Source organism: Microvirga sp. TS319 (genome assembly GCF_041276405.1).
GTDB lineage: Bacteria > Pseudomonadota > Alphaproteobacteria > Rhizobiales > Beijerinckiaceae > Microvirga.
On the sequence record NZ_JBGGGT010000002.1, the window covers coordinates 2,344,290 to 2,367,723 of the forward strand.

Here is a 23,434-nt window from a genome sequence, read left to right on the forward strand (position 1 = left end):
TTGCGTGGAAAGATGCTCAAGACCAGAGACCTGGAGCATCGAACCCAAAAAGTGGGAACCGGTTTTGCGTGAAAAGATGCGGCAGAGGCAAGGACAAGAGCTGCCGTGTCATCCCCGTCCCCGTCATATGGCCGGGACAGGCCCGGCCATATGACGAAGGCAGTGCGTTGTCAGCAACGTCTCCCCCAGACAGTCATCGTCATCCCGTGACGCGGTCGCCGCGTCCGTAGACGAGCAGCATCATGACGATGACTCCGCCATAGATGATCTGGCGGCCCGCCTCGGGCATCTGCATGATGGAAAGGACGGAGTTGAGAAGCACGATCAGGATGACGCCGACGAGCGTGCCGAGATAGCGTCCGCGTCCGCCGAGAATGTTCGTCCCGCCGACGACCACGGCCGCGATGGCGGGCAGCAGATACGCGTCCCCCATGCCTTGATAGGCCTTGGTGGAGTAGCCGGCGAGAAGGACCCCGGCGACGCCGGACGCGGCTCCGGACAGCGCGAAGGCGATGAGGATCACCCGGCTGGTGTCGATGCCGGACAGATAGGCCGCCCGCTCCCGGTTGCCGATGGCGTAGATGGCGCGGCCGAGCACGGTCCGCGTGAGGATCACGACGACGGCTGCGGACACGGCGAGCCAGACCAGAAGCGCGACGGGGACAACGCCGCCGATGCGGGCGACGGCAAGATATTGCATCAGATCGGTGGCGGCGGTCTGCGGCGCAAAACCGCCCGTGTGGGCAACCATCAGGCCCCTCATCACGGCGTTCATGCCGAGCGTGAAGATCATCGAGGGAACGCGCAGATAGGCGACGCCGAGCCCGTTGACGATGCCGACCAGAAGACCGACGCCGATGCCGACCGGTATGGCCCAGGCCCCGCCCACCGCGGTGGCCATCATGGCGGCGGCCGTCAGGGTCCAGGGGACCGACAGGTCGATATGCCCGAGCAGGATCACGAGCATCATCCCGGCCGCCACGATCCCCAGGAAGGCTCCGACCTGGAGCTGCTGCAGGATGTATTGCGGCTGCAGGAGCGGCATGCTGCCCTGCGTGGAAAGGGTATAGCCCGTTCCGACGAGCAGGATGAGCAGCACGAACCCGGCCGCGAACAGCACGGGCTTGTCGTCGGGTCCGAGACGATGGCCATGCGATGCAGCTCGGGTCACCGGAACACCTCGAGTTTGTTCTTGAGCCGCAGCAGCTTCAGGCCGCCCAGGCTCACGGCTGCGAGCAGCACGATTCCCTCGAAAAGCGGCTGCAGGAGCGGCGCGATGTCGAAGATGCGGAAGTTGAACGAGATGGTGCGCAGCACGAACGCGCCGATGACGGACCCGATGGCGCTGCCCGTGCCCCCGAGGAGCGACGTGCCGCCGATCACGACGGCTGCGATGGAATTCAGCGTATAGGCCCCGGCCTGCGGAATGTCGGCGTTGCCGGAGGACGTCTGGAGCGCGAGGAAGAGGCCCCCGAGACCGGCGAAGAGACCGGCCAGGGTGAAGGCCGCGAGCTTCGCCCGATGGACCGGCAGGCCCGACATATAGGCGGCCCCTTCCGAGGAGCCGATGGCATAGACCGTCCGGCCCGTCACGGTGCGGGTGAAGGGCACCCAGACGACCAGGATGATGATCGCCAGCAGGATGAGCGGTACGGGAATCCACGCGAAGGGCTGGAGCCATGCCGCCTCGCCGTCGTCGAAGAGCCCGAAGGTCGCGGCGAATTCCCGGACGTCGTTGGTCATCGCCCAGGAGAGATCCTCGTGCACCTTGCCGCCCGGCGTCGGCCGCAGGATGAGGGCAAACCCCATATAGATCGCGCTCGTGGCGAGCGTCGCGATGATGGGCTGGATGCGCCCATAGACCACGATGCAGCCGTTGATGAAGCCGCAGATCGCACCAGCGGCGATGCAGGCTGCGAGGCCGAACGCGATCTCGACCGGGCTGCCGTTGACGAGATGGCTGGCGATGCAGCCGGACAGGGTCATGACGGCGCCGACGGAAAGATCGAGGCCCGCCATGAGCACCGGCACCGTCTGGGCCATCGAGACCAGCGCCAGAGCGAAGGCCTCGTTGGCGTTCTGGATCAGGATCTGCCCCGTGAAGCCGCGCGGATGGTTCGCCTGATAGAAGAGATAGAGCGCGATGAAGAGCGCAAGGGAGCCGAGAATGCCCGCATGCTGCCGCAGCCTCAGGCCGAGCCCCGCTCTCCGGCCGCGCCTCCTCCCGGTCGCCTCCGCGTGATCGAGAACGGCGTCAGACATGGGTCGACTCCTGGGTCGACTCCTGGGTCGACTCCTGGGTCGGATCCTGGGTCGGATCCTGGGCCTGCTCCCGCGGCTCGACGATGTTCAGCGCGCTCGCAATGAGATTGTGCTCGTTGATGGCTTTACCTGCGAGCTCGCGCACGACGCGGCCATCGTACATGACCGCGACCCGGTCGCAGCAGCCGATGAGCTCCTCGTAATCGGTGGAATAGAACAGGATGCAGGCGCCCTCGTCGGCGAGACGGCGCATGAGCCGGTAGATTTCCTGCTTCGTGCCCACATCGATGCCGCGTGTCGGGTCGTTCAGAAGGATCACGTCGGGACCCGTCGCGAGCCATTTGGCGATCACGACCTTCTGCTGATTGCCGCCCGACAGGGTCGAGACCGGATCGTCCGGATCGCCGATCCTGATCCGAAGCTGCTCGATGGCCTGCGCGACGGTGGCATGCACGCGACCCGCATCGATGAAGGGTCCGCGCGAAAGGCGATCGAGCGAGGCCATGGAAAGGTTGTCGCTGATCGACATCGACAGGATCAGCCCTTCGCTCTTGCGATCCTCCGGCACCAGCGCCAGACGGACGCGGCCGCTCTTGGCCGCGCCGGGCGATCGCATGGCCATGGCCTTGCCGTCGAGCGTCACCGTGCCGCGCACGCCCCGCAGCACGCCGAAGAGCGCGAGCATCAGCTCCTTCTGGCCTTGCCCGTCGAGACCGCCGAGGCCGACGATCTCGCCGGAGCCGGCTTCGAGCGAGACCCCGTTGAGGCGGCTCTCCCATGAAAGATCGCGGATCCGGATGAAGGGCGCCGGCCGCGACCGCTCGGGCTTTTGCGGAAATTGCCCTTCGATTTCGCGGCCTATCATGAGGCCGATGATCTCGTCACGGCTCCGGGCGCCCTTGGCGAAAGTCTCCACATGCCGTCCGTTGCGGAACACCGAGCAGCGATCGGCCAGCGCCTCGATCTCGTGCATGCGGTGGGAAATGTAGAGAATGCTCAGATTCCGGGCCTTCAGCGCGAAGAGCAGGCGATAGACCCGGTCCACGTCGGTCGCCGTGAGGGCGGAGGTGGCCTCGTCGAGAATGAGGAGCTTCGGATCCCGGCCGAGAGCCTTTGCGATCTCGACCATCTGGCGGCGCGACAGGGGAAGATCGGCCACCCGGCTCATGGGGTTGATATCCTCGCAGCCGATGCGGGCGAGCAGCTCCTCGGAGCGCCGCCGCTGCGCGCGGCCGTCGATCAGGCCGAAGCGGTACGGCGGGTTCGACAGGGTGATGTTGTCGGCCACCGTGAGTTCGGGCATCAGCGACAGTTCTTGAAAGATGCAGACGATCCCGGCCCGGTTCGCCGCCGCCGGATTGGCGAAAGCGACCGTCGCGCCCTCGAGAAGCATGCGGCCCTCATCGGGCTGCACCACGCCGGCCATGATTTTCATGAGCGTCGACTTTCCGGCGCCGTTTTCCCCAAGCACCGCGTGAATCGACCCGCGGCCGCAGGCGAAATTCACGTCCTGCAGGGCGTGCACACCTCCATAACGCTTGGAGATGTTCTCAAGGACGAAGAAGCGAGCGGCCTCGACCATAGGACTCCTTCGATGCTCGGAAGGCGCTCCTCTCTCCGACCGTCACGGGAGAGGAGCGGAAGCGCTTCGGCGGCAGGATCCTGGCTGCGTACTCCCGGACTGCGTATTCTCTTACTGCGTGTTCTTGGCATCCTTCGCCATGATCTCAGGCGCGGTGATGTTCACGCCGCAGGCCGGGAATTCGTTGGCCGCGAAGAAATTGTCGGAGAGGTTCGACCAGAAGTTCACGTTGTCCTTGAGCGTCGTGTAGTCGACCGCCGGGATGGGAACGGAAATGAGCTGCGGCATCGGGTTGCCTTCGAGCGCCGAGAGCGCGGCCTTCATCGAGATCGACACGAGGCCCGGCGACTGGCTGTACGAGAAGCCCTTCAATCCGTCGTTCACATGCTGGGCGATGAGCTTTCGATATCCGTTCTCGCCCTCCCCGGCCATCGGCACGAAGGGATGCTTCGCGTCCATCATGGCGCGCACGGAGCCGGTCGACCCGCCCTGCGTGAACACGGCGTCGAATTTTCCGTGAACCGCGATCGCGTCGGCGGTGGCTTTCTGCGCGGTGCCGTCGTCCCAGTTGCCCACGACCTCCACGATCTGGAACTTGCCTTCCTTGTCCATCACCTCGTGGAATCCGAGGTGGCGGTCGCGGTCGACGGAATTGCCCGGGAGCCCCCTCACTTCGAGGATCTTGCCCTCCCGCTTCTGGCCCAGCTCCTTCAGGATATGCCGCGCCGAGAGGCGGCCGATCTCGAGCTGGTCCTCGTTCACCTGCATCACCTTGTCGGTGTCGAGCACGTTGTCGAAAGGAACGATCACCACGTTGTTGCGGTCGGCAAGGCGGATCACGCGATCGAAGCCGTCGGGCGCGACGGCCAGCGTGATGATCGCGTCAAATCCCTGGTTGATGAAATCCTCGACGGCGCCGAGCTGCGCGGCGACGTCCGTGCCGGTCGAGACGACCTTGAACTCCTTGATCTTCTCCTTGATGCCCGGCTGCTCCGCATAAGCCTTGGCGGTCTGGATCATCTGGATGCGCCAGGTATTGCCGACGAAACCGTTGACCACGGCGATGCGATAGGGACCGGGCTTCTTGTCCCATTGCATGTACTTGGTCTGGGCGTTCCAGGGCTTGAAGCAATTCAGATCCGGTCCCGGGCCGGAGACGATCTTGGGTCCAGCGAAGGTGGCGACGGACGAGAGGAGAAGACCGGTGAAAGCAACTGCAGACAGGCTAAAGACGCGCGTCATCTGATCCTCCTAGGGCGTTCTTCCTAGATCTGGCTCATCTGGCGTGAACCTGGATCAGCTAGCATGTTAGTCCCGGCCGAAAAGTTAGACAAGCAGTCCCTGCGAGATGCACGGGCGGTCTGGATTACGAATTGTATTGTCGATTGCACGCCCATGGCGGGTGAAAGGGCATGACGCGCTTGCCCGTTTCAGACTCGGCAAGGCTTGAGCATCGAATTGGAAAGAGCCCTTCGCTTTTGCAGCCCCAAAGGCACCGTCCGTAGCCCGCCACTGCCCTCGCCGTCATGGCCGCACTTGGTGCGGCCATCCACGTCTTGGAAGCCTCGGCGGTTCAAAGACGTGGATGCCCGGCTCAAGGCCGGGCATGACGGCAAACGGCAACGGGCAAAGGACAAGGGAACGACCAGGAGCGTGCCGGGACGATTGCGTGCCCATTCAGCTTCGATGCTTTAAGCGACCTTCTCTTCGCCCAGAGCGGTGATCCGCGCTGCGGCCGCATCGGCCTGCTGCTGCTGGCGAAAATCGCCAAGTTGCTGCCGGACATCGTGGTACAACGGACGGAACGTTGCGCCATGGCTTTCGACGATGTCGGCAAGGATATGGACGGCCTTGAGGAGCTTGTCCTCGGTGATCGGTCCGCGGTCCCGGTGATGCCATTCGGTCATGGTGCCGTCTCCTTTCTGACGAGCCGGCACAGTGGAGGGTTGACCTTGATGTGAGGTTAATTTTCCACGGGACGTCCGAGGTACACCCTCATTTCAGGCATCGGGAGACCGCTTCCGATGGCGCGCGGCGCTTCTCACGCAGCGTGCGAAGAAGTGGGAACCGGTTCTTCGCGAAGAACGATGCTTCATTGAAAAGACAGAGCAAGCATTCCGATCCCGTCAGAATGCAAATGGCTCTAGCGCGGACGCTTGTTCTGAATCGTCAGTTCCATTTCCCGCATGATGGCCTCCTCGATCTCGTTGAGATTGGCCTTGGCGGTCTGGTCCTGGGATTGCGCCTGGCTGCGCGCGGGCTTGCCTGGTGCGGCCTGATTGGCCGCGGGCCTGCGCAGATGCGGACGCGCCTGGCTCGGGAAGCGGTTTTCCAGCGTGTCGATCAGGCTTTCGAGCGCCGTGTTGGACAACGGAATGTCGGGCGACTCGTTCAGGCCCGCAAGCGCGATCGACTTGGTGGCGTAACGGCCGTCGCGCGTCACCTCGGGACCGAACCAGGCCAAGGGACGGAAATCCCGTGCTTCGCCATCCGTGTCGAACTCGATGGTCACGAGGTGCACTTCGCGGGGATGAATGACCTGATCGATCAGGGCCACCCGGTCCCCGATGGGAAGCTTCGTGCGATCGTAAGCGATCTCTCCGGCACACACATCGAGGAGGGCATGCGCATGGGCCATCGGCACCTCGGCCTGCTCCTCGACCTCACCCTCCGACGTCGCCAGTCGCAGGATCAGCAGCGCCTTGTTTTCCTCCAGGCGGACCAGGGCGGCGCGGCCCGGCTGCTCCGGGAAGAAGCCTTCGATCTGGCGCAGGCCGCCCCTTTCGCGCTGAACGAGACGGGCAAGGGACGAAGCGAGGAGGAAGCGGCGGCGAGCGGTCATGAAAGCTAAGAAAGGAATGAGATTGATCGGGGCAGTCTTCGTATAAGGTCGGAAAAGAATGAAGCAAGCCTCAACAGCATAGACCTACACGTCCAGGCCGCAAAATCGCTCGTTTCGTCGATCCATGGGCCGCAGGGTCGCAGCCCTGTTGCGAAACGGATACGCTGCGACGCTTCAATAAACGATACTTCGTTTCATTTTATTGTCGCATGAAGGTGCCGCTTCAATAAGCGGAGATGGAACACTGTTCCATCTCCGCTTCCCGTCACATGACCGCGCCGACCTGCCACGGGACGAATTCGAGATCGCCATAGCCGAGGTTCTCGGATTTCGTGTGCTCGCCCGATGCGACCCGCAGGAGCGTGTCGAAAATCTCGGCGCCCTTCTGGTCGAGCGAGATCCCGTCGAGGATGTCCCCGCAATTGATGTCCATGTCCTCCTGCATGCGGCGGTACATGTCGGAATTGGTCGCGAGCTTCAGCGACGGGACCGGCTTGGCTCCGAACGCCGAGCCGCGTCCCGTGGTGAACGCGATGAGGTTTGCGCCGCCCGCCACCTGCCCCGTCGCCGAGACCGGATCGTAGCCGGGCGTGTCCATGTAGACGAAACCGTGCTCCGTCACCGGCTCCGCGTATTCGTAGACCGCCCGCAGCGTCGAGCGCCCGCCCTTGGCGGTCGCGCCGAGGGACTTTTCCAGAATCGTCGTGAGCCCTCCGGCCTTGTTTCCGGGGGATGGATTGTTGTTCATCTCGCCCCCGTTGCGTGCGGTGTAGGCCTCCCACCAGCGGATGCGCGCGACGAGCGCCTCGCCCACCTCGCGGTTTGCGGCGCGCCGGGTCAGCAAGTGCTCGGCTCCGTAGATCTCCGGCGTCTCGGACAGGATCGACGTCCCGCCGTGGCGCACCAGCAGGTCGGATGCGACGCCGAGGGCGGGGTTCGCGGTCAGGCCCGAATACCCGTCGGACCCGCCGCACTGGAGGGCAAGGGTCAGTTCGGAGGCCGGGCGCGTCTCGCGCTTGGCCTGTGCCGCAATGGGAAGCATCTCGCGAATGCCGGCGGCGATCGCCTCCACGGTGCGGCGCGTGCCGCCGGTCTCCTGGATGGTCAAGGTCCGGAAGGTGTCGGTCTCCTCCAGGCCGTATTCCTTCTTCATGCGCCCGATCTGAAACACCTCGCAACCGAGGCCGACCATCACGACGCCTGCGAAATTCGGATGGCTGGCATAGCCCCATTGCGTGCGGCGCAGGATGTCGAATCCCTCGCCATAGGCCGCGTGGCCGCATCCCGTGCCATGGACGATCGCCACAACGCCGTCGATGCCCGGATAGTCCTTCAGGATCCCCGACCGCTCGATCTCCGCCGCGGCGAAGCGGGCGACCGACGCGGAGCAGTTCACGGACGTCAGGATGCCGATGTAGTTCCGGGTCCCCGTTCTTCCCGAGGCGCGCCGGTAGCCCTCGAAGGTCGCGCGCATCTCCGGCGGCAACAGGTCGTCGTCGCGGGCCTCGGCGCAGAAAGCGTAGTCCCGTTCGAAATCGTGCAGTCCGACATTGTGCTCGTGCACCCATTCGCCGGGCGCGATATGGGTTTTGGCAAAGCCAATGATCTGGCCGAACTTGCGGACCGGCTCTCCCTCGCGGATCGGCTCGACCGCCATCTTGTGGCCGCGCAGGACGCGCTCGCGGGCTGTGAGACCGGAGACCGTATCCCCCTGGTTCACGAGGTCGATGGCGATGACCACGTTGTCGTCGGCGGACAGGCGGATCGTGCGGGGGGATGTCCGGGGGGGTGTCCGGGGGGATGTCATGGTCGCCTCATCGGTCTATGAGCGTGCAGCGCATCGTGCGAAACGGTGGCCCCGACGAGACGATGGCGTCGCCCCGCCGGACCCACTAACATGTTAGCGCCAGGACCATGACCGACAAGACGGAACATTATAGCTTTCTCGAAGCGATCGAGCGGGGACCTCGCGGGAAGACCACCGCGCAGGTGGAACGCTCGTTGCGCGCCGCCATCGTGGCCCTGCACTTCGCGCCAGGCGAATTCATCGACAAGGGGCTCGTCTGCACCCGATTGGGCGTATCGCGTTTCCCGGTCTCGGAAGCCCTGGCGCGGCTGGCGGCGGAAGGGCTGGTCGAGATCCTGCCCCAGAGAGGTACGCGCGCCGCCCGCATCCGCCTCGCGGAAATCCGCGAATCGATGATGATCCGCCGGTCTCTGGAAACGATGGTGGCCGAGACCGCGGCCCAGCGCCTGCCGTCCGAGGCCCTCGCGGCTCTCGAACGGAACCTGCAGGCTCAGGAAGCAGCCGTCCGTCTCGACGACCGAGCCGCGTTCCACGCCCTGGACCTCGCCTTCCACGCAATCCTCGTCGACGGCCTTGAACTGCCGCGAGTGGCGGCCGTGATCGAGGCCTCGCGCGCCAATATCGACCGGGTGCGCCAGCTCCTGTCCTCACCCCGGCGCTACGTCGTCACGCTCGCCGAGCACCGGCACCTGCTCGAGGCCGTTGAATCCGGCGACGCGCAGGCGGCGCGACGCTCGATGGAATCCCACCTCGAAGCCGTGATGCAGGAACTCGACCATTTCTCGGCGGCTCATCCAGAGGTTTTCGCCGAGGTCCCCGCCCTCGGCTGACGGCGGGTCGCCTGCCCCATAAGGCCTGCCCCATAAGGCCTGCCCCATGAGGCCTGCCGCTCAGGGACGCCCGCGTTCCGACAGATAGATCCGGGCCGCGTTGCCGCCGAGCACCGCGTCCTTCTCGGCCTCGGAGAGACCGGCGATCAGGTCGAGGGTCGTCGCCCGCCATCGGTCGTATCCGCCGGCGAGATTGGCCACCGGCCAATCGCTGCCCCACAGCAGCCGCTCGGGCCCGAACGCCCGCAGCAGATGATCGACATAGGGGCGCAGGTCGTCCGTTCTCCATTCGGGCCCTGCCTCCGTCACAAGGCCGGAGAGCTTGCACACGACGTTCGGGCGGGCCGCCAGGGCGGCCATGTCGGCCCGCCACGGGTCGAGCACGCCCTCGCGGATGAAGGGCTTCGCGCCGTGATCGACGACGACGGAGAGATCGGGATGACGATCCGCCGTCACGAGCGTGCGGGACAGGTGCCGGGGCAGCACGAGGGCGTCGAAGACGAGCCGGCGCTCGACGAGGGCCCGGAAGGCGCCCCTAAGGTCCGCGCGGAGAAGCCAGTCGTCGTCGGCGATGTCCTGCACCATGGGACGAAAGCCCACGATCAGGGGATTGTCCGCAAGGTTCGCGATGGTTTGTGCTGCATCCGGCGCTGCGAAGTCGGCCCAGCCGACGATACCCGCCACGAAGGGAGCGCTTTCGGCGGCAGCCAGCATGAACTGCGTCTCGGCGATGGTGGGAGCCGCCTGCACGAGGATCGTCCGGTCGATCCCGTGGCGGTCCAGAAGAGGCCGGAGATCCTCGGGGCCGTAATCGCGGCAGAGCGTCTCGTCGTCGGGGCTCATCCAGGAATAGTCGCCCCTGGCGACGCGCCAGAAATGCTGATGAGAGTCGATCCGCATCCTTCCCCCCGCTTCCCGTCCGCGCCTTGAAAACCACGTCCGGCCCCCCGCCTCACGCGGAGCGCACGACACCCTTCTTCAGGATGATGTTGCCGTAGAGCCTCGCCTCTCCGGTCGCCACGATGGCATAGGCCGATTGCGCCCGCTCATAGAACGCGAAGCGCTCGAGGGCGGCGAGGCGAAAGCCCGTCCCTTCGCGACGGGCCATGATGGTTCGAAACTCCTCGAAGATCGGCTGCTCGTCGTGCGGATCGCCCACGACCTCCATCCGCCAGGCCGCCTCGGGCACGAAATCGTCGAGAGGCATCACCGACAGGATGGCGTCGATCACCGCCGTCACGGTCAGGCCGTCGAGCCTCACGAGACGCCGCGCCATGGCGGCCGCCGGGAAGTTCGCATCCACCACGGCGATGTCGTCGCCATGCCCCATGGAGCGCAGCACCATCAGCAATTCGGGCGACAAAAGCGGATCGATGTTCTTGAGCATGGCGGACCCTCCCGGCCGGCTACTCGGCCTTGTACTCGCGCGTCGCCTCGGGATCGTCTGTCGAGAAGGACAGGCCCTCCAATTCGTCCCACACCGCCTGCGGGATCGGCCAGCGCGCCCATTGCAGCGTCTGCTCGACCCGCTCGGGCCTGCTCACGCCGCAGATCGTGGCGGTGATCCGCGGGTCGCGCATCGAGAATTGCAGCGCGGCGGCGCCGGGCGGGACATCGTGCCTGGCGCAGACCGCCTCGACCCGCCGGACCGGATCGAGCATCGCGTCGGACGCCTCCTGATACACGTAGCGGCGGTACGAATCCGTGCCCTTGGCCAGAACGCCGCCGGCATAGGGGGCGGCGTTCAGGACCGCGATGCCCTTGGCGCAGGCGAAGTCGATCATGGAATGCGCGTTGCGGTTCGTCAGGGTGAACCGGTTATGGGTGATCAGCACGTCGAAATCCCAATCCTGGAGGAGCGGCATCATGACGTCCACCGGACCGGCCGCGAGGCCGACGGCCGTCGCCAGGCCCTCCTCCTTCATCCTGAACAGCTCGGCGAGGGCTCCTCCCGGCCCCGTCGTCGCCTCGACGGAATCCGTATGCTCCGGGTCGTGAAGGTGCAGGACATCGACCCGGTCGAGGCCAAGCGCCTTCAGGCTCTCCTCCAGGGAGCGCCGGGCCCGGGCGGCGTCGAAACGGTTCGTTTCGGGATCCCGGTCCAGCTTGGTCGAGATGACGAAGCCCGAGGGCACGCCGCCCCGTTCGCGGATGGCCGCGCCGATCCGCTCCTCGCTGCGTCCGAAGCCGTAGATGCGCGACGTATCGAGGAAATTCACGGGGCTGTCGAAGATGGCTTGAATCGTCTTCCCGGCGCGCTCCTCGTCGACGCCGTAGCCGTAGGTGCCCGGCATGTCGCCCAGCGAGGACGTGCCGAAGCAGATCTTCGATACGGCGAGCCGGGTATGTCCGAGCTTGGTCTTCTCGATCGGGTCGTCTGCCATGCGATCGCTCCACTTGTCCCCGCCTTCAAAGGCCTTCTCCTCAAGCTAGGGCACCGGACGTGAAAAGTGGATTCCACTTTTGGGATCGGATCCGATGCTCCCTTCTCGAGCATCGAACGCGGGAAGTGGGAACCGGTTTTGCGTGAAAAGATGCTCAAGGCCGTAGACTTGAACAGCGCAACGTTTGCGCGGCTCTGCGGGTCCGCGCAAACGATGCGCTCTGGCATATCCACGAGCCGGCAAGACGGATGCGTCCTTCGGCGGATCATCCCTTCGGAGGAAGGACGCCTTCTCCGGGCCCCGGCAGCTTGTCGCGGGCCTTTCGCCTGAAGATCATTTCAGTTGCGTCCTTCAACTCTTCATGAATATCATCCTCTCTCAAGAAGAGGCCTTCGCATACAAAGCCCCGTCCGTCTCCTCGCGAGCTGGACGAACCGGGCGAAGGAGGCCCGGGATCGTCGGGGGCCGGCGATCGGGAGGAATTCATGCGGGCTCGGGGCAGCGTTCTGCTCTTTTCCGCAGCCACGCTGGGCCAGCGAGAGGCCCGCGCCTCGGCGCGCCCTCGCGGCGGCGCTCGTCCTGCGCGGTCGTCGCAGGCAAGGCGCGAGCCGGCGGGACGCGCCCGATGACGCCCCTCGTCACGATCCACAATCTCGACAAGGCCTTTCCCGGCGTTCAGGCGCTGAAGCAGGCGCGGTTCGAACTGCTGCCCGGCGAGGTCCATGCCCTCATGGGGGAGAACGGCGCCGGCAAGTCGACCCTCATGAAGATCCTGGCGGGCATCTACGCCAAGGATTCCGGCGAGATCCGGATCGAGGGCGCTCCCGTGGAGATCCCCTCCCCCCGGGCCGCGCAGGATCTCGGGATCGGCATCATTCATCAGGAACTCAACCTGATGAACGATCTCACGGCCGCGCAGAACATCTTCATCGGCCGCGAACCGAAGCGGGCCTACGGACTCCTCCTCGACGAGGAGGCGCTGAACCGGAACGCCGCCGCGATCTTCGAGCGCATGCATCTCAAGCTCGATCCGCGCGTCGAGGTCGGCAAGCTCACCGTGGCCAAGCAGCAGATGGTCGAGATCGCCAAGGCCCTCTCGTTCCGGTCGAAGGTCCTGATCATGGACGAGCCGACGGCCGCCCTGAACAATGCGGAGATCGGCGAGCTGTTCAGGATCATCCGGCAGCTCAAGTCCGAGGGCGTCGGCATCGTCTACATCTCGCACAAGATGGACGAGCTGAAGGACATCTCCGACCGGGTCACCGTCATGCGCGACGGCGAATATGTCGGCACCCTTCCGACGGCTTCGACACCCGTCGACACCATCATCGCCATGATGGTCGGCCGCAGCCTGACCGAAACGAAGACCGAGATCCCGGACCTGTTGGAGCACGAGGTGGTGCTCGAGGTGAGAAACCTCCGGCGCGCGTCGGCGATCCGCGACGTGAGCTTTCGCCTGCGCAAGGGCGAGATCCTCGGCTTCGCGGGGCTCATGGGCGCGGGGCGCACGGAGGTCGCCCGCGCCATTTTCGGCGCCGATCCGCTCGATGGCGGCGAGATCATCGTGCGGGGCAAGCCCGTGACGATCCGCTCTCCGAGAGATGCGGTGCGCCTCGGGATCGGCTACCTGTCCGAGGACCGGAAGCGGTTCGGGCTCGCCACCGGAATGGATGTGGCGACCAATATCGTGATGCCGTGCCTGAACCGGTTTCTGTCCCTCGGCACCTTTCTGAAATGGCGCGAGATCCGGGAAACCTCGCGCTCGTATATCCGGCAGCTGCGGATCAAGACGCCCTCCGAAACCCAGGAGGCAAGGCTTCTCTCAGGCGGAAACCAGCAGAAGATCGTCGTGGCGAAATGGCTCGCCCGGGATTGCGAGATCCTGTTCTTCGACGAGCCGACCCGGGGCATCGACGTCGGGGCGAAGAACGAGATCTACAAGCTTCTGAATGCGCTCGCGGCCCAGGGCCGCGCCATCGTGATGATTTCCTCCGAGCTGCCGGAGATCCTGCGCATGAGCCATCGCATCGCCGTCATGTGCGAGGGGCGGCTGACCGGGGAACTGCCCGCAGAAGGGGCTACCCAGGAAGATATCATGCGGCTTGCCACACAACGGCGTAGCGTGACGGCCGGCTCTGCGAGCCCGGCGACGAGAGGATGACCCCGTGACGACCCTCGTAGAGCAGGAAACCCCGAAGGTCGCGAAGTCCGCCGTGGTGAGCCAGGGGACGTGGCAGAAACTTCTCGCCTTCGCGAGCCTGATCGCCCTCATGGCGGTCTTCAGCGTCGCGTCTGAGAATTTTCTCCAGAGAGACAACCTCATCGGCATTCTCCAGGCGACGGCGGTCAACGGCGTTCTCGCCGTCGCGTCGACCTTCGTGATCATCACGGGCGGCATCGATCTGTCGGTCGGCACCCTCATGACCTTCTGCGCCGTGATCGCGGGCGTCTTCCTGACCTATTGGGGCCTGCCGATGCCGGTCGGCATCGTCGCGGCGATTGCCGCGGGCGCTGTCTGCGGCTCCGTTTCCGGCACGATCATCGCCAAGATGAAAGTCCCGCCCTTCATCGCGACGCTCGGCATGATGATGCTGCTGAAAGGGCTGGCGCTCGTGATCTCCGGGACAAGGCCGATCTACTTCAACGACACGCCGAACTTTCCCATGATCTCGCAGGAATCGCTCATCGGCACCGTTCTGCCGTTCCTGCCGATTCCGAACGGCGTTCTCATTCTTTTCGTGGTCGCGATCGCCTCGAGCATCGTGCTCTCCCGCACCGCCCTGGGCCGCTACACCTTCGCGCTCGGCTCGAACGAGGAAGCCGTGCGCCTGTCGGGCGTCAACACGGATTTCTGGAAGATCATCGTCTACACGGTCTCGGGCGGGATATGCGGCATCGCCGGCCTCATCATCGCGTCGCGGTTGAACTCGGCGCAGCCCGCCCTCGGACAGGGCTACGAGCTCGATGCCATCGCGGCGGTCGTCATCGGCGGCACCTCGCTGAGCGGCGGCCGCGGCACGGTCCTGGGCACCATCATCGGGGCCCTGATCATCAGCGTTCTGACGAACGGGCTGAGGATCCTGTCGGTCGCTCAGGAATGGCAGACCGTCGTGACGGGGATCATCATCATCCTCGCCGTCTACGCCGATATCCTGCGCCGCAGAGGTCAAGCCTGATCCCTGATCGCTCATCTCGATGGAGGAGAGAACACACACGGCCCAAACCCATGACGATCCGGCACGCCGATCCCGACAGAAGGCCGGACCCGACTAACCATGACGTCTCGAGCATCGAACGCAAAAGTGGGAACCGGTTTTGCGTGAAAAGATGCTCAGGCAAGGCGGGCATCGAACGCAGAAGTAGGGACCGGTTCTGCGTGAAACGATGCTCAAGACCATAAACTCGATGCATCGGATGCGGGTTCGATCTCGCGTGCGATGCCGCAGGAGGAAACCATGTTGAACAGACGCACTCTGATCGGTGCCGTCGGCATCGCGGCCCTTGTCGGCCTCACCGCTCCGGCAACGGCTCAGGAACCCTACATCCCGCTCATCTCGAAGGGGTTCCAGCACCAGTTCTGGCAGGCCGTGAAGGCCGGCGCCGAACAGGCCGCCAAGGACTACAAGGTCCGGATCACCTTCGAGGGTCCCGACAGCGAAACCATGGTCGACAAGCAGATCGACATGCTCTCGGCCGCTCTCGCCAAGAACCCGCAGGCGATCGGCTTCGCGGCCCTCGACAGCCAGGCGGCCATCCCGCTTCTGAAAAAGGCGCAGGCCGCCAAGATCCCGGTGATCGCCTTCGACTCCGGCGTCGACAGCGACATTCCGCTCACGACGGCCGCGACCAACAACATCGCGGCCGCGGCGCTCGCGGCCGACAAGATGGCGGAGCTCATCGGCGGCGAAGGCGACATCGCGCTCGTCGTCCACGACCAGACGAGCCGCACCGGCATCGACCGGCGCGACGGCTTCGTCAACCGCATCAAGGAGAAGTATCCCAAGATCAACATCGTGAGCGTCCAGTACGGCGCCGGCGACCACCTGAAATCGACCGAGATCACGAAGTCCATCCTCCAGGCCAATCCGAAGCTCAAGGGCATCTTCGGCGCCAACGAGGGTTCGGCCATCGGTGTCGTCAACGGGGCCAGGGAGCTGAACCGGAAGATCGTCATCATCGGCTACGATTCCGGCAAGCAGCAGAAGCAGGCCATCCAGGAAGGCATCATGGCTGGCGCCATCACGCAGAACCCGGTCGGCATCGGCTACAAGACCGTCGAGGCGGCCGTGAAGGCCCTCAAGGGAGAGAAGCTCGACAAGGTGATCGACACCGGCTTCTACTATTACGACAAGTCGAACATGACCGACCCGAAGATCGCGGCCGTTCTCTACGATTGATCGTGCGCGCGAGCGGAGCGGGCCCGGCCCGCTCCGCGTCCCATGGTTCTACTCTTCGGTCGGAAACGTGGAACGCACGAATTCCCATGCGGCGACGAGGTGACGCCGCATCGCCTCCTCGGCGTTGTCGGGATCGCGCATCACGATGGCGTCGAAAACCGCCTTGTGGCCGCCATAGTTCATCTGATCGACGTCGGCCTGCCGCTTCATGGAGCGCCAATGCTGGGTCAACCACTCCACATAGGCCTTGTGAATGGCCGGATAGATCGGGTTGCCGGGAATGCGGTAGAGCACCGCGTGGAACGCCGCGTCGGTTTCATAGAAGGCCATCGGATCGCCGATGGCCTCTCGGTTCGCCTCGAGGGCGGCGCGCAGGTCCTCCACGTCGTCGCGCCGCGCATGCTTCGCGGCCCAGCGGGCGAGCGACGTCTCGATGAAGATGCGCGTCTCGAACAGGTTCCAGACCCCGTCCCGCTCGACGACGAGATGGCCGACGAGGCTCGCCACCTTGTCGACGGCGATCCCGTAATCGGGCTTGCGGACGATGGGACGGTAGCCCAGGCGCGTTTCCACGAGGCCGCGATTGGCGAGGGAGAGAATGGCCTCGCGCACGGCCGCCCGGCTGACGCCGTAGCGCTGCATCAGGTCGCGTTCGGCCGGAAGGCGGGCCCCTTCCTGAAGATGGCCGGATTGAATCAGTCGCGCGAGATCCGCCACGACCGCGTCCGAGCGTCGTCCCGCGCCGTCACCGACTTCCGGGCGGGGCCCTGCCTGACTGTGATCCATCGTCTCCCCTTAAGCCTTCCACTGCCCCGACGCGCCTTCATAAGACGCCGCGCCGATCTTCCTCAAGCGTGTCCCGGCTCAAAATCTGGTCCGACCAAATATCCGGACCCAATTCCCCTCCCGCGCGCCGGACGAACGGCAAGGGCGCAAAGCCCATCCGGCATGGGCACATCTGCAATGCACATGACGCAGAGGCACGGGAATGACCGCACTTGACAGCCATGAACTCTATCATCACTCTCGTTTCGGTCATACCAAAATAGATCGGAAATCGGCGTTTGGTTTGACCTTGCTTGACACAAGCAGCCTGGAGGACACCCGAGTGACGCCACGATCCGGCACGACTCCGTCTCCCCTTTCCCCTCATCGGCTGTGCCGAGGACTTCGCGGGGGTCGGCCATGACGATACCTTCCTCGGGCGACCGGCCCCAATCCCCGCCCCGCTACCAGATGTATATCGACGGAGCCTGGACGGACGGACGCAATCCGGCCCGTTCGGACGTGGAGAACCCTGCCAACGAGATCGTCTTCGCGACGGTCCCGGCGGGCTCCGCCGAGGATGCGGTCGCGGCCCTCGAAGCGGCCAAGCGCGCCCAGCCCGCCTGGGCCGCCCTGCCCCCCATCGTCCGCGCCGGTTACGTGGCCGACCTGGCCTCCGCCATCCGGCGCGAGAAGGACCGTCTCGCCCGCACCGTGGTGCTGGAACAGGGCAAGCCCCTCAACCAGGCCGAGGGGGAGATCGACGCCGCCGTCACGTTCCTGACCTTCGCGGCGGAAACCGCGCGCCGCATCGAAGGCGATATCCTGCCGTCCGATTTCCAGAACGAGGAGGTCTGGATCCGCCGCGTTCCCTTCGGCGTCGTGGTCGGCCTCACGGCCTGGAACTATCCCGCGGCGCTCGCCGCCCGCAAGATCGGCCCGGCGCTCGTCGCGGGCAACGCCATCGTGGTCAAGGGGCACGAATCCACGCCCCTGTCCGGGCTGGAGATCGCCCGGCTCGCCCACGAGGTCGGCTTTCCGAAAGGCGTGCTCAACGTCGTCACCGGAGACGGGCGCGTGGTCGGCGACGCCCTCGTGCGCTCTCCCTTAAGCGACATGATCACCATGACCGGCAGCGTCCGCGCGGGCCGCGAGATCTATGCGGCGGGCGCGAACGAACTGAAGGTGATCCGCCTCGAACTCGGCGGCAAGGCGCCGTTCATCGTGCTCGACGACGCGGACCTCGACGCCGCGATCGAGGCGGCCCTCGTGTCGCGCTTCACGAATTGCGGGCAGATCTGCACCTGCAACGAGCGCATGTATCTGCACCGCAGCATCGCGGAGCCTTTCCTCGACAGGTTCGTGGCCCGCGTGAAGGCCATGCGGCTCGCCGATCCGATGACCAATCCGGACATGGGCCCGAAGGTGAACCGGCCCGAGGTCGACAAGGTCGAGGAGATCGTGAACCAGGCCATCGCATCCGGAGCCGAGGTGCTGACCGGCGGCCGCCGCCTACGGGAGGGTGAATTCGCGCGCGGACACTGGTTCGAGCCGACGGTCCTGCGGGTCGACACCAACCGGGCGAACGTGATGCAGCGGGAGATCTTCGGCCCCGTCGCTCCCGTCATGACGGTCGACAGCTTCGAAGAGGCGCTGAGCCTCGCCAACGACACGAGCTACGGCCTCTCGGCCTATGTGTACACGAACGACCTGCGCCGGGTCATGCGCCTGTCGCGGGAGCTGTCCTTCGGCGAAGTCTACGTGAACCGCCCGTGCGGCGAACTCGTCCAAGGCTTCCACACGGGCTGGAAACATTCCGGTCTCGGCGGAGAGGACGGCCAGTACGGTTTCGACGGATACCTGCGGAAGCAGACGACCTACGTCCGCTGGTGACGATCCGCACGCCGTGAGCGGCTGCGGCAATACACCCGAAGAACCCCGCGAACGGGGCGGAAAACCAATGGAGAGGAACATGATGCAAAGAAGGACTTTCCTTGCCCTCGCAACCGGCGTGGCCGCCATCGGGCTCGGGCTCGGCGGCGTCTCGGCGCAGGAGCTGCCGAAACTGAAGAAGAAGGACCACTACAAGGTCGGCTTCGCGCAGACCGAATCCAACAATCCCTGGCGCATCGCGCAGACGGAAAGCATGAAGGCCGAAGCCGCCAAGCGCGGCGATCAGCTCGTCTATACGGATGCCGCCAGTTCCGCCGCCAAGCAGGTGGCCGACGTCAACTCGATGATCGCCCAGGGCGTCGACCTGATCTTCCTCGCGCCCCGCGAGGAGAAGCCGCTGATCCCGGCCGTGATGGCCGCCAAGAAGGCGGGCATTCCGGTGATCCTGCTCGACCGCAACGTCGACCAGAGCCTCGCCAAGGCGGGCCGCGACTACGTGACCTTCATCGGCTCCGACTTCGTGGACGAGGGAAAGCGCGCGGCCGAGGCGCTGACCAAGGCGGTGGACGGCAAGGCCAAGATCATCCAGCTCGAAGGCACCACCGGCTCGTCGCCCGCCAACGACCGGCGCAAGGGCTTCGAGGATTACATCAAGGCCCATCCGGGCATGCAGATCGTGGCGTCGCAATCCGGCGACTTCGCCCGCGACAAGGGCCGGCAGGTTGCCGAGACCCTGCTGCAGGCGCATCCCGATGCGACCGCGATCTATGCCCATAACGACGAGATGGCCATCGGGGCGATCGCGGCCCTCGAAGCGGCCGGGAAGACGCCCGGCAAGGATGTCATCGTCGTGTCGGTCGACGGCACGCGCGATGCGCTCCAGGCGATCATCGACGGCAAGATGCTCGCCACCGTCGAGTGCAATCCGAAGTTCGGCCCCAAGGCGTTCGAGACCCTCGACCGCTACGCCAAGGGCGAGCAGATCGAGCCGTGGGTGATCAACACCGACCGCTTCTTCGACAAGTCGAACGCGGCGCAGCTCATCGCCGACGCCTATTGATCGCCGGACGCCGCCCGTCACGGCGGACGGCGTCCCTCTCCTCACGGACAGGACGGGTCACGGAGCTCTCATGGCGCCGCTTCTCTCGATGCACGGGATCGACAAGCGCTTTGCCGGAATACCGGCCCTGCGCGCCGCCGAACTCGCCGTGGAGCGGGGCGAGGTCCATGCGCTCATCGGCCAGAACGGCGCGGGCAAATCGACCCTGATCAAGATCCTGACCGGATACTACGCCCGGGATGCCGGAGAGATCGTCTTCGACGGCAGGCCGGTGGCCTTCACCTCGCCGCAGGAAGCCCAGAGGGCCGGCATCAGCACGATCTACCAGGAGATCAACCTCGTGCCCTACAGGTCGGTGACGGAGAACATCTGTCTCGGCCGGGAGAAGCGCCGCTTCGGCTTTCTCGACTGGCCCGCGATGCATGCGGAAGCCCGAGGGCTTCTGGCGCGGTTCAACGTCGACATCGACGTCCATCGCCCGCTCATGGCCTATCCGACCGCCGTGCAGCAGATGGTCGCCATCGCCCGCGCCATCGGGTTCGACGCCAGGCTCGTCATCATGGACGAGCCCACATCCTCCCTCGACGAGCGCGAGGTCGAAGTGCTCTTCGGCGTGATCCGCAGGCTCAAGGAAGCGGGTGTCTCCGTCATCTTCGTCAGCCACAAGCTCGACGAACTCTATGCGGTCTGCGACCGCGTGACGATCATGCGCGACGGGCGGACCGTGCAGGTGTCGGCCATGGCGGATCTCTCCCGGCTCGACCTGGTGACGACGATGCTCGGGCGGGAACTCACGCAGGCCCTGCGGGAGAGCCGCGAGGACGCAGACGCCGCGGCCGCGCGCGACCCCATCCTGAAGGTTCGCAATCTCGCCGTCGGACGCAAGGTCCGCGACGTCGATTTCGACGTCCGGCCCGGCGAGATCGTCGGCCTCGCGGGGCTGCTCGGCGCGGGACGCACGGAATCGGCCCGGGCCGTGTTCGGCGCCGACCGGCCCGATGCGGGAACAATCCGCTTCGCAGGCTCCGACGGCGCGATCGCCCAGCCTGCGGACGCCATCGGGGCGGGAATGGGCTTCTGCTCCGAAGATCGCAAGCTCGAAGGCATCATCCCGGACATGTCGGTGCGCGAGAACATGACCCTGGCCCTCATGCCGACGCTGGGACGCCGCGGCATCGTGGACGAGGGGAAAAGCCGCGCCGTCGTGGACCGCTTCATCAGGCTCCTCGGCATCCGCTGCTCGGGGCCGGAGCAGCGCATTCGCGAACTGTCGGGCGGCAATCAACAGAAGGTGCTCCTCGCCCGCTGGCTCTGCATGAACCCGAAGCTCCTCATCCTCGACGAGCCCACGCGCGGCATCGATGTCGGAGCCAAGGCCGAGATCCTCAATCTGATCCGGGAACTCGCCGGTCAGGGCCTCGGCGTCCTGATGATCTCCTCCGAGCTGGAGGAGATCGTGGAGGCCGCAAGCCGCATCTTCGTTCTTCGCGACGGGCGCACGGTGGCCGAACTCGCGGGTGATGCCGTCAACGAGCAGACGGTCATGGCCGCGATGGCTCACGGCGATGCGGACAGACGGGAGGCCGCCCGTGGCTGACACCGCGACGACGCTTCCTCCAGCCCCTGCTCCCGCGCCTGCTCCCGCCCCTGCCCGCGACGCGTCCCGCTTCGACACAAGGGCCTTCCTCACCCGCTACGGGTCATGGATCGCGCTCGCGCTCCTCATCCTGATCAATCTCGCGATCACGCCGAACTTCGCCACCTGGCAGACGCTCAACGTCAACCTGACCCAGGTCTGCACCATCGTGATCGTGGGCGTCGGGATGACGCTCGTGATCGCGACCGGCGGCATCGACCTCTCGGTCGGTGCGCTCATGGCCATCGCCGGAGCCCTCGCGCCGCTGATCTTCCTCGGCAAGCTCTTTCCCCTGCCCGATCCGGCGGTCGGCATCGCGCTCGCCTTCGTCCTGCCGGTTCTCGTCACCGGAGGCCTCGGCTGGTTCAACGGCTGGCTCGTCACGCATCTGCGCATTCAGCCGATCATCGCCACGCTCGTTCTGTTCATCGCGGGCCGCGGCATCGCCCAGGTCTTCACCAACGGCAATCTGCAGGTGTTCAACCTGCCGGACTTCCAGTTCATCGGCCTCGGGCGCGTTTTCGGCATTCCGTTTCAGGCCATCCTGATGGCCGCGATCGTGGCGGCCGCCGCCTGGATGCTCAGGCACACGGTGTTCGGGAGGCAGATTCTCGCCATCGGGGGCAACGAGCGCGCCGCGCGGCTCGCAGGGATTCCCGTGGCCTCCGTCAAGCAGCGCGTCTATCTCATCAGCGGTCTTCTGTCGGGCATCGCGGGCCTCATCGTGATCGCCCGCAACTCCGCCGCCGACGCCAATCTCGTCGGCCTCGGCATGGAGCTCGACGCCATCGCGGCGGTGGCGGTGGGCGGAACGCTCCTGACGGGCGGACGCGCGACGGTGGTCGGAACGCTCGTGGGCGCCCTCATCATCCAGCTCGTCCGCTACACGCTGCTTGCCAACGGCGTGCCGGACGCGGCCGCCCTCGTGGCGAAGGCCGGCATCATCGTGATGGCCGTCTGGCTGCAGCGGCAGGGACAGCGGTGAGGTCGGCGATGGGCGGCACCATGAGCCTCAGAACCCTCCAGGCCATCGGGCGCTTCGGCGTGCTGCTCGCCCTCGTCGCCCTGATCGTGTTCGGCTGGCTGCGCTACGAGAATTTCCTCGGGAGCTTCAACGTGCTCTCGGTCCTGCGCTACAACAGCATGTTCGCCCTGGTCGCGTTGGGCATGTGCTTCGTGATCATCACCGGGGGCATCGATCTCTCGGTGGGATCGACGGCGGCCTTTGGCAGCGTGGTGGCGGCGCTCGCCTCGCCTTACGGGGCGGTGCCGGGCCTCCTCGCCGGATTGGCGGCCGGGCTGGCGATCGGCGCCTGCAACGCCTTCATCATCACCCGGCTCAACATCCTGCCCTTCATCACGACCCTGGCGACCATGCTGGCGGCGAGCGGCTGCGCGCTCCTTCTGGCCGGGAACCAATCCGTCTCCGTCTCCTACGAATCCGGATTCACGGAGTTGGGCCAGGGGGATTTCCTCGGCTTTCCGGTTCCCGCCTGGATCGCCCTCGCGGCCTATCTCCTGGGCTCGCTCATCCTCAACTTCACGTCCTTCGGCCGCACGGTCCTGGCGATCGGCGGCAACGAGGAGGCGGCGCGTCTCATGGGACTGCCCGCCAATCGGGTGAAGGCGACCGTTTACCTGGCAAGCGGCGGCCTCGCGGGCCTCGCGGGCGTGATCCTCGCGGCGCAGTTCGGCGCGGGCCAACCCATCGAGGGCGTCGGCTGGGAACTGTTCGCCATCGCGGCCGTGGTCGTCGGCGGAACGCTTCTGACGGGCGGCGTCGGATCCGTGGGCTCGACCCTTGCCGGCGTGCTGCTGCTCGGCCTGATCTTCAACATCCTGAACTTCGAGAACGGCCTCGGCTGGATCAGCCTCTCCGCCTATTGGCAATCCGTCATCCGGGGCCTGTTCCTGCTGCTCGTGGTGGCCATCCAGGCGCGCCTGAGCGTGCGCACGGAAGAGACCGCGTGATTGTC

At 65.6% G+C, this 23,434-nt stretch carries 20 protein-coding genes; 9 read left to right on the top strand and 11 right to left on the bottom strand.

What is annotated here, in order from left to right:
* Nucleotides 1-199: 199 nt before the first annotated feature.
* The 7 genes from AB8841_RS20380 to AB8841_RS20410 all read right to left on the bottom strand — a co-directional run bounded on the left by AB8841_RS20380 (nt 200) and on the right by AB8841_RS20410 (nt 8,493).
* Nucleotides 200-1,171 carry an ABC transporter permease gene (locus tag AB8841_RS20380; protein WP_370437623.1) on the bottom strand — a complete coding sequence of 324 codons (972 nt, stop codon included), beginning with the start codon at nt 1,169-1,171 and terminating at the stop codon, nt 200-202.
* Nucleotides 1,168-2,262: an ABC transporter permease gene (locus AB8841_RS20385; protein ID WP_370437624.1), complete on the bottom strand. Its 1,095-nt coding sequence runs from the start codon at nt 2,260-2,262 to the stop codon at nt 1,168-1,170. Before AB8841_RS20385 ends, AB8841_RS20380 begins: the two co-directional genes overlap by 4 nt.
* Nucleotides 2,255-3,844, bottom strand: coding sequence for a sugar ABC transporter ATP-binding protein (locus AB8841_RS20390; RefSeq protein WP_370437625.1), 1,590 nt, complete (start codon nt 3,842-3,844; stop codon nt 2,255-2,257). The genes AB8841_RS20385 and AB8841_RS20390 overlap by 8 nt, the downstream gene beginning before the upstream one ends.
* 111 nt (nt 3,845-3,955) lie before the next feature.
* A complete protein-coding gene (locus AB8841_RS20395) occupies nt 3,956-5,086 on the bottom strand; it encodes a sugar ABC transporter substrate-binding protein (RefSeq protein WP_370437626.1) in 1,131 nt (376 codons plus the stop codon).
* Between the two features lie 449 nt (nt 5,087-5,535).
* Nucleotides 5,536-5,751 carry a hypothetical protein gene (locus AB8841_RS20400; RefSeq protein ID WP_370437627.1) on the bottom strand — a complete coding sequence of 72 codons (216 nt, stop codon included), beginning with the start codon at nt 5,749-5,751 and terminating at the stop codon, nt 5,536-5,538.
* Between the two features lie 236 nt (nt 5,752-5,987).
* On the bottom strand, nt 5,988-6,686 hold the full coding sequence (locus AB8841_RS20405) for a hypothetical protein (RefSeq protein ID WP_370437628.1): 699 nt from the start codon (nt 6,684-6,686) through the stop codon (nt 5,988-5,990).
* A 265-nt stretch (nt 6,687-6,951) separates the two neighbouring features.
* Nucleotides 6,952-8,493 (bottom strand): UxaA family hydrolase, encoded by a 1,542-nt coding sequence (locus AB8841_RS20410; RefSeq protein ID WP_370437629.1) that lies wholly within the window; start codon nt 8,491-8,493, stop codon nt 6,952-6,954.
* A gap of 107 nt (nt 8,494-8,600) precedes the next feature.
* Here AB8841_RS20410 and AB8841_RS20415 point away from each other — a divergent pair, with 107 nt between their 5' ends.
* Nucleotides 8,601-9,323, top strand: coding sequence for a GntR family transcriptional regulator (locus tag AB8841_RS20415; protein ID WP_370437630.1), 723 nt, complete (start codon nt 8,601-8,603; stop codon nt 9,321-9,323).
* 60 nt (nt 9,324-9,383) lie between these two features.
* Here the strand turns inward: AB8841_RS20415 and AB8841_RS20420 are convergent, their stop codons facing one another.
* Genes AB8841_RS20420 through AB8841_RS20430 form a run of 3 tightly spaced genes read right to left on the bottom strand, consistent with a single transcriptional unit; the run spans nt 9,384 to nt 11,707 of the window.
* On the bottom strand, nt 9,384-10,223 hold the full coding sequence (locus AB8841_RS20420) for an amidohydrolase (protein ID WP_370437631.1): 840 nt from the start codon (nt 10,221-10,223) through the stop codon (nt 9,384-9,386).
* A 52-nt stretch (nt 10,224-10,275) separates the two neighbouring features.
* Nucleotides 10,276-10,710 carry an RbsD/FucU family protein gene (locus tag AB8841_RS20425; protein WP_370437632.1) on the bottom strand — a complete coding sequence of 145 codons (435 nt, stop codon included), beginning with the start codon at nt 10,708-10,710 and terminating at the stop codon, nt 10,276-10,278.
* 19 nt (nt 10,711-10,729) lie between these two features.
* The gene (locus AB8841_RS20430) at nt 10,730-11,707 is read right to left on the bottom strand and encodes an aldo/keto reductase (protein WP_370437633.1); all 978 of its coding nucleotides are present in this window, start codon (nt 11,705-11,707) and stop codon (nt 10,730-10,732) included.
* A gap of 625 nt (nt 11,708-12,332) precedes the next feature.
* On the opposite strand from AB8841_RS20430, the gene AB8841_RS20435 reads away from it, so the two are divergent.
* The 3 genes from AB8841_RS20435 to AB8841_RS20445 all read left to right on the top strand — a co-directional run bounded on the left by AB8841_RS20435 (nt 12,333) and on the right by AB8841_RS20445 (nt 16,104).
* On the top strand, nt 12,333-13,868 hold the full coding sequence (locus AB8841_RS20435) for a sugar ABC transporter ATP-binding protein (RefSeq protein ID WP_370437634.1): 1,536 nt from the start codon (nt 12,333-12,335) through the stop codon (nt 13,866-13,868).
* A gap of 52 nt (nt 13,869-13,920) precedes the next feature.
* The gene (locus tag AB8841_RS20440) at nt 13,921-14,883 is read left to right on the top strand and encodes an ABC transporter permease (RefSeq protein ID WP_370439328.1); all 963 of its coding nucleotides are present in this window, start codon (nt 13,921-13,923) and stop codon (nt 14,881-14,883) included.
* Nucleotides 14,884-15,162: 279 nt separating this feature from the next.
* The gene (locus tag AB8841_RS20445) at nt 15,163-16,104 is read left to right on the top strand and encodes an ABC transporter substrate-binding protein (RefSeq protein ID WP_370437635.1); all 942 of its coding nucleotides are present in this window, start codon (nt 15,163-15,165) and stop codon (nt 16,102-16,104) included.
* A gap of 48 nt (nt 16,105-16,152) precedes the next feature.
* On the opposite strand, the gene AB8841_RS20450 is transcribed toward AB8841_RS20445, so the two are convergent.
* The gene (locus AB8841_RS20450; protein ID WP_370437636.1) at nt 16,153-16,890 is read right to left on the bottom strand and encodes an FCD domain-containing protein; all 738 of its coding nucleotides are present in this window, start codon (nt 16,888-16,890) and stop codon (nt 16,153-16,155) included.
* Nucleotides 16,891-17,289: 399 nt separating this feature from the next.
* Between AB8841_RS20450 and aldA the strand changes: the two genes are divergently transcribed.
* The 5 genes from aldA to AB8841_RS20475 all read left to right on the top strand — a co-directional run bounded on the left by aldA (nt 17,290) and on the right by AB8841_RS20475 (nt 23,429).
* Complete coding sequence (gene aldA / locus AB8841_RS20455) at nt 17,290-18,762, top strand: aldehyde dehydrogenase (RefSeq protein ID WP_370437637.1); 1,473 nt, start codon at nt 17,290-17,292, stop codon at nt 18,760-18,762.
* 79 nt (nt 18,763-18,841) lie between these two features.
* The gene (locus AB8841_RS20460; RefSeq protein ID WP_370437638.1) at nt 18,842-19,822 is read left to right on the top strand and encodes an ABC transporter substrate-binding protein; all 981 of its coding nucleotides are present in this window, start codon (nt 18,842-18,844) and stop codon (nt 19,820-19,822) included.
* 70 nt (nt 19,823-19,892) lie between these two features.
* Nucleotides 19,893-21,419 (top strand): sugar ABC transporter ATP-binding protein, encoded by a 1,527-nt coding sequence (locus AB8841_RS20465; RefSeq protein WP_370437639.1) that lies wholly within the window; start codon nt 19,893-19,895, stop codon nt 21,417-21,419.
* Entirely contained in the window at nt 21,412-22,443 is a 1,032-nt protein-coding gene (locus AB8841_RS20470) for an ABC transporter permease (RefSeq protein ID WP_370437640.1), read from the top strand. Before AB8841_RS20465 ends, AB8841_RS20470 begins: the two co-directional genes overlap by 8 nt.
* 20 nt (nt 22,444-22,463) lie before the next feature.
* The gene (locus AB8841_RS20475; protein WP_370437641.1) at nt 22,464-23,429 is read left to right on the top strand and encodes an ABC transporter permease; all 966 of its coding nucleotides are present in this window, start codon (nt 22,464-22,466) and stop codon (nt 23,427-23,429) included.
* The last annotated feature ends 5 nt before the right edge of the window (nt 23,430-23,434 follow it).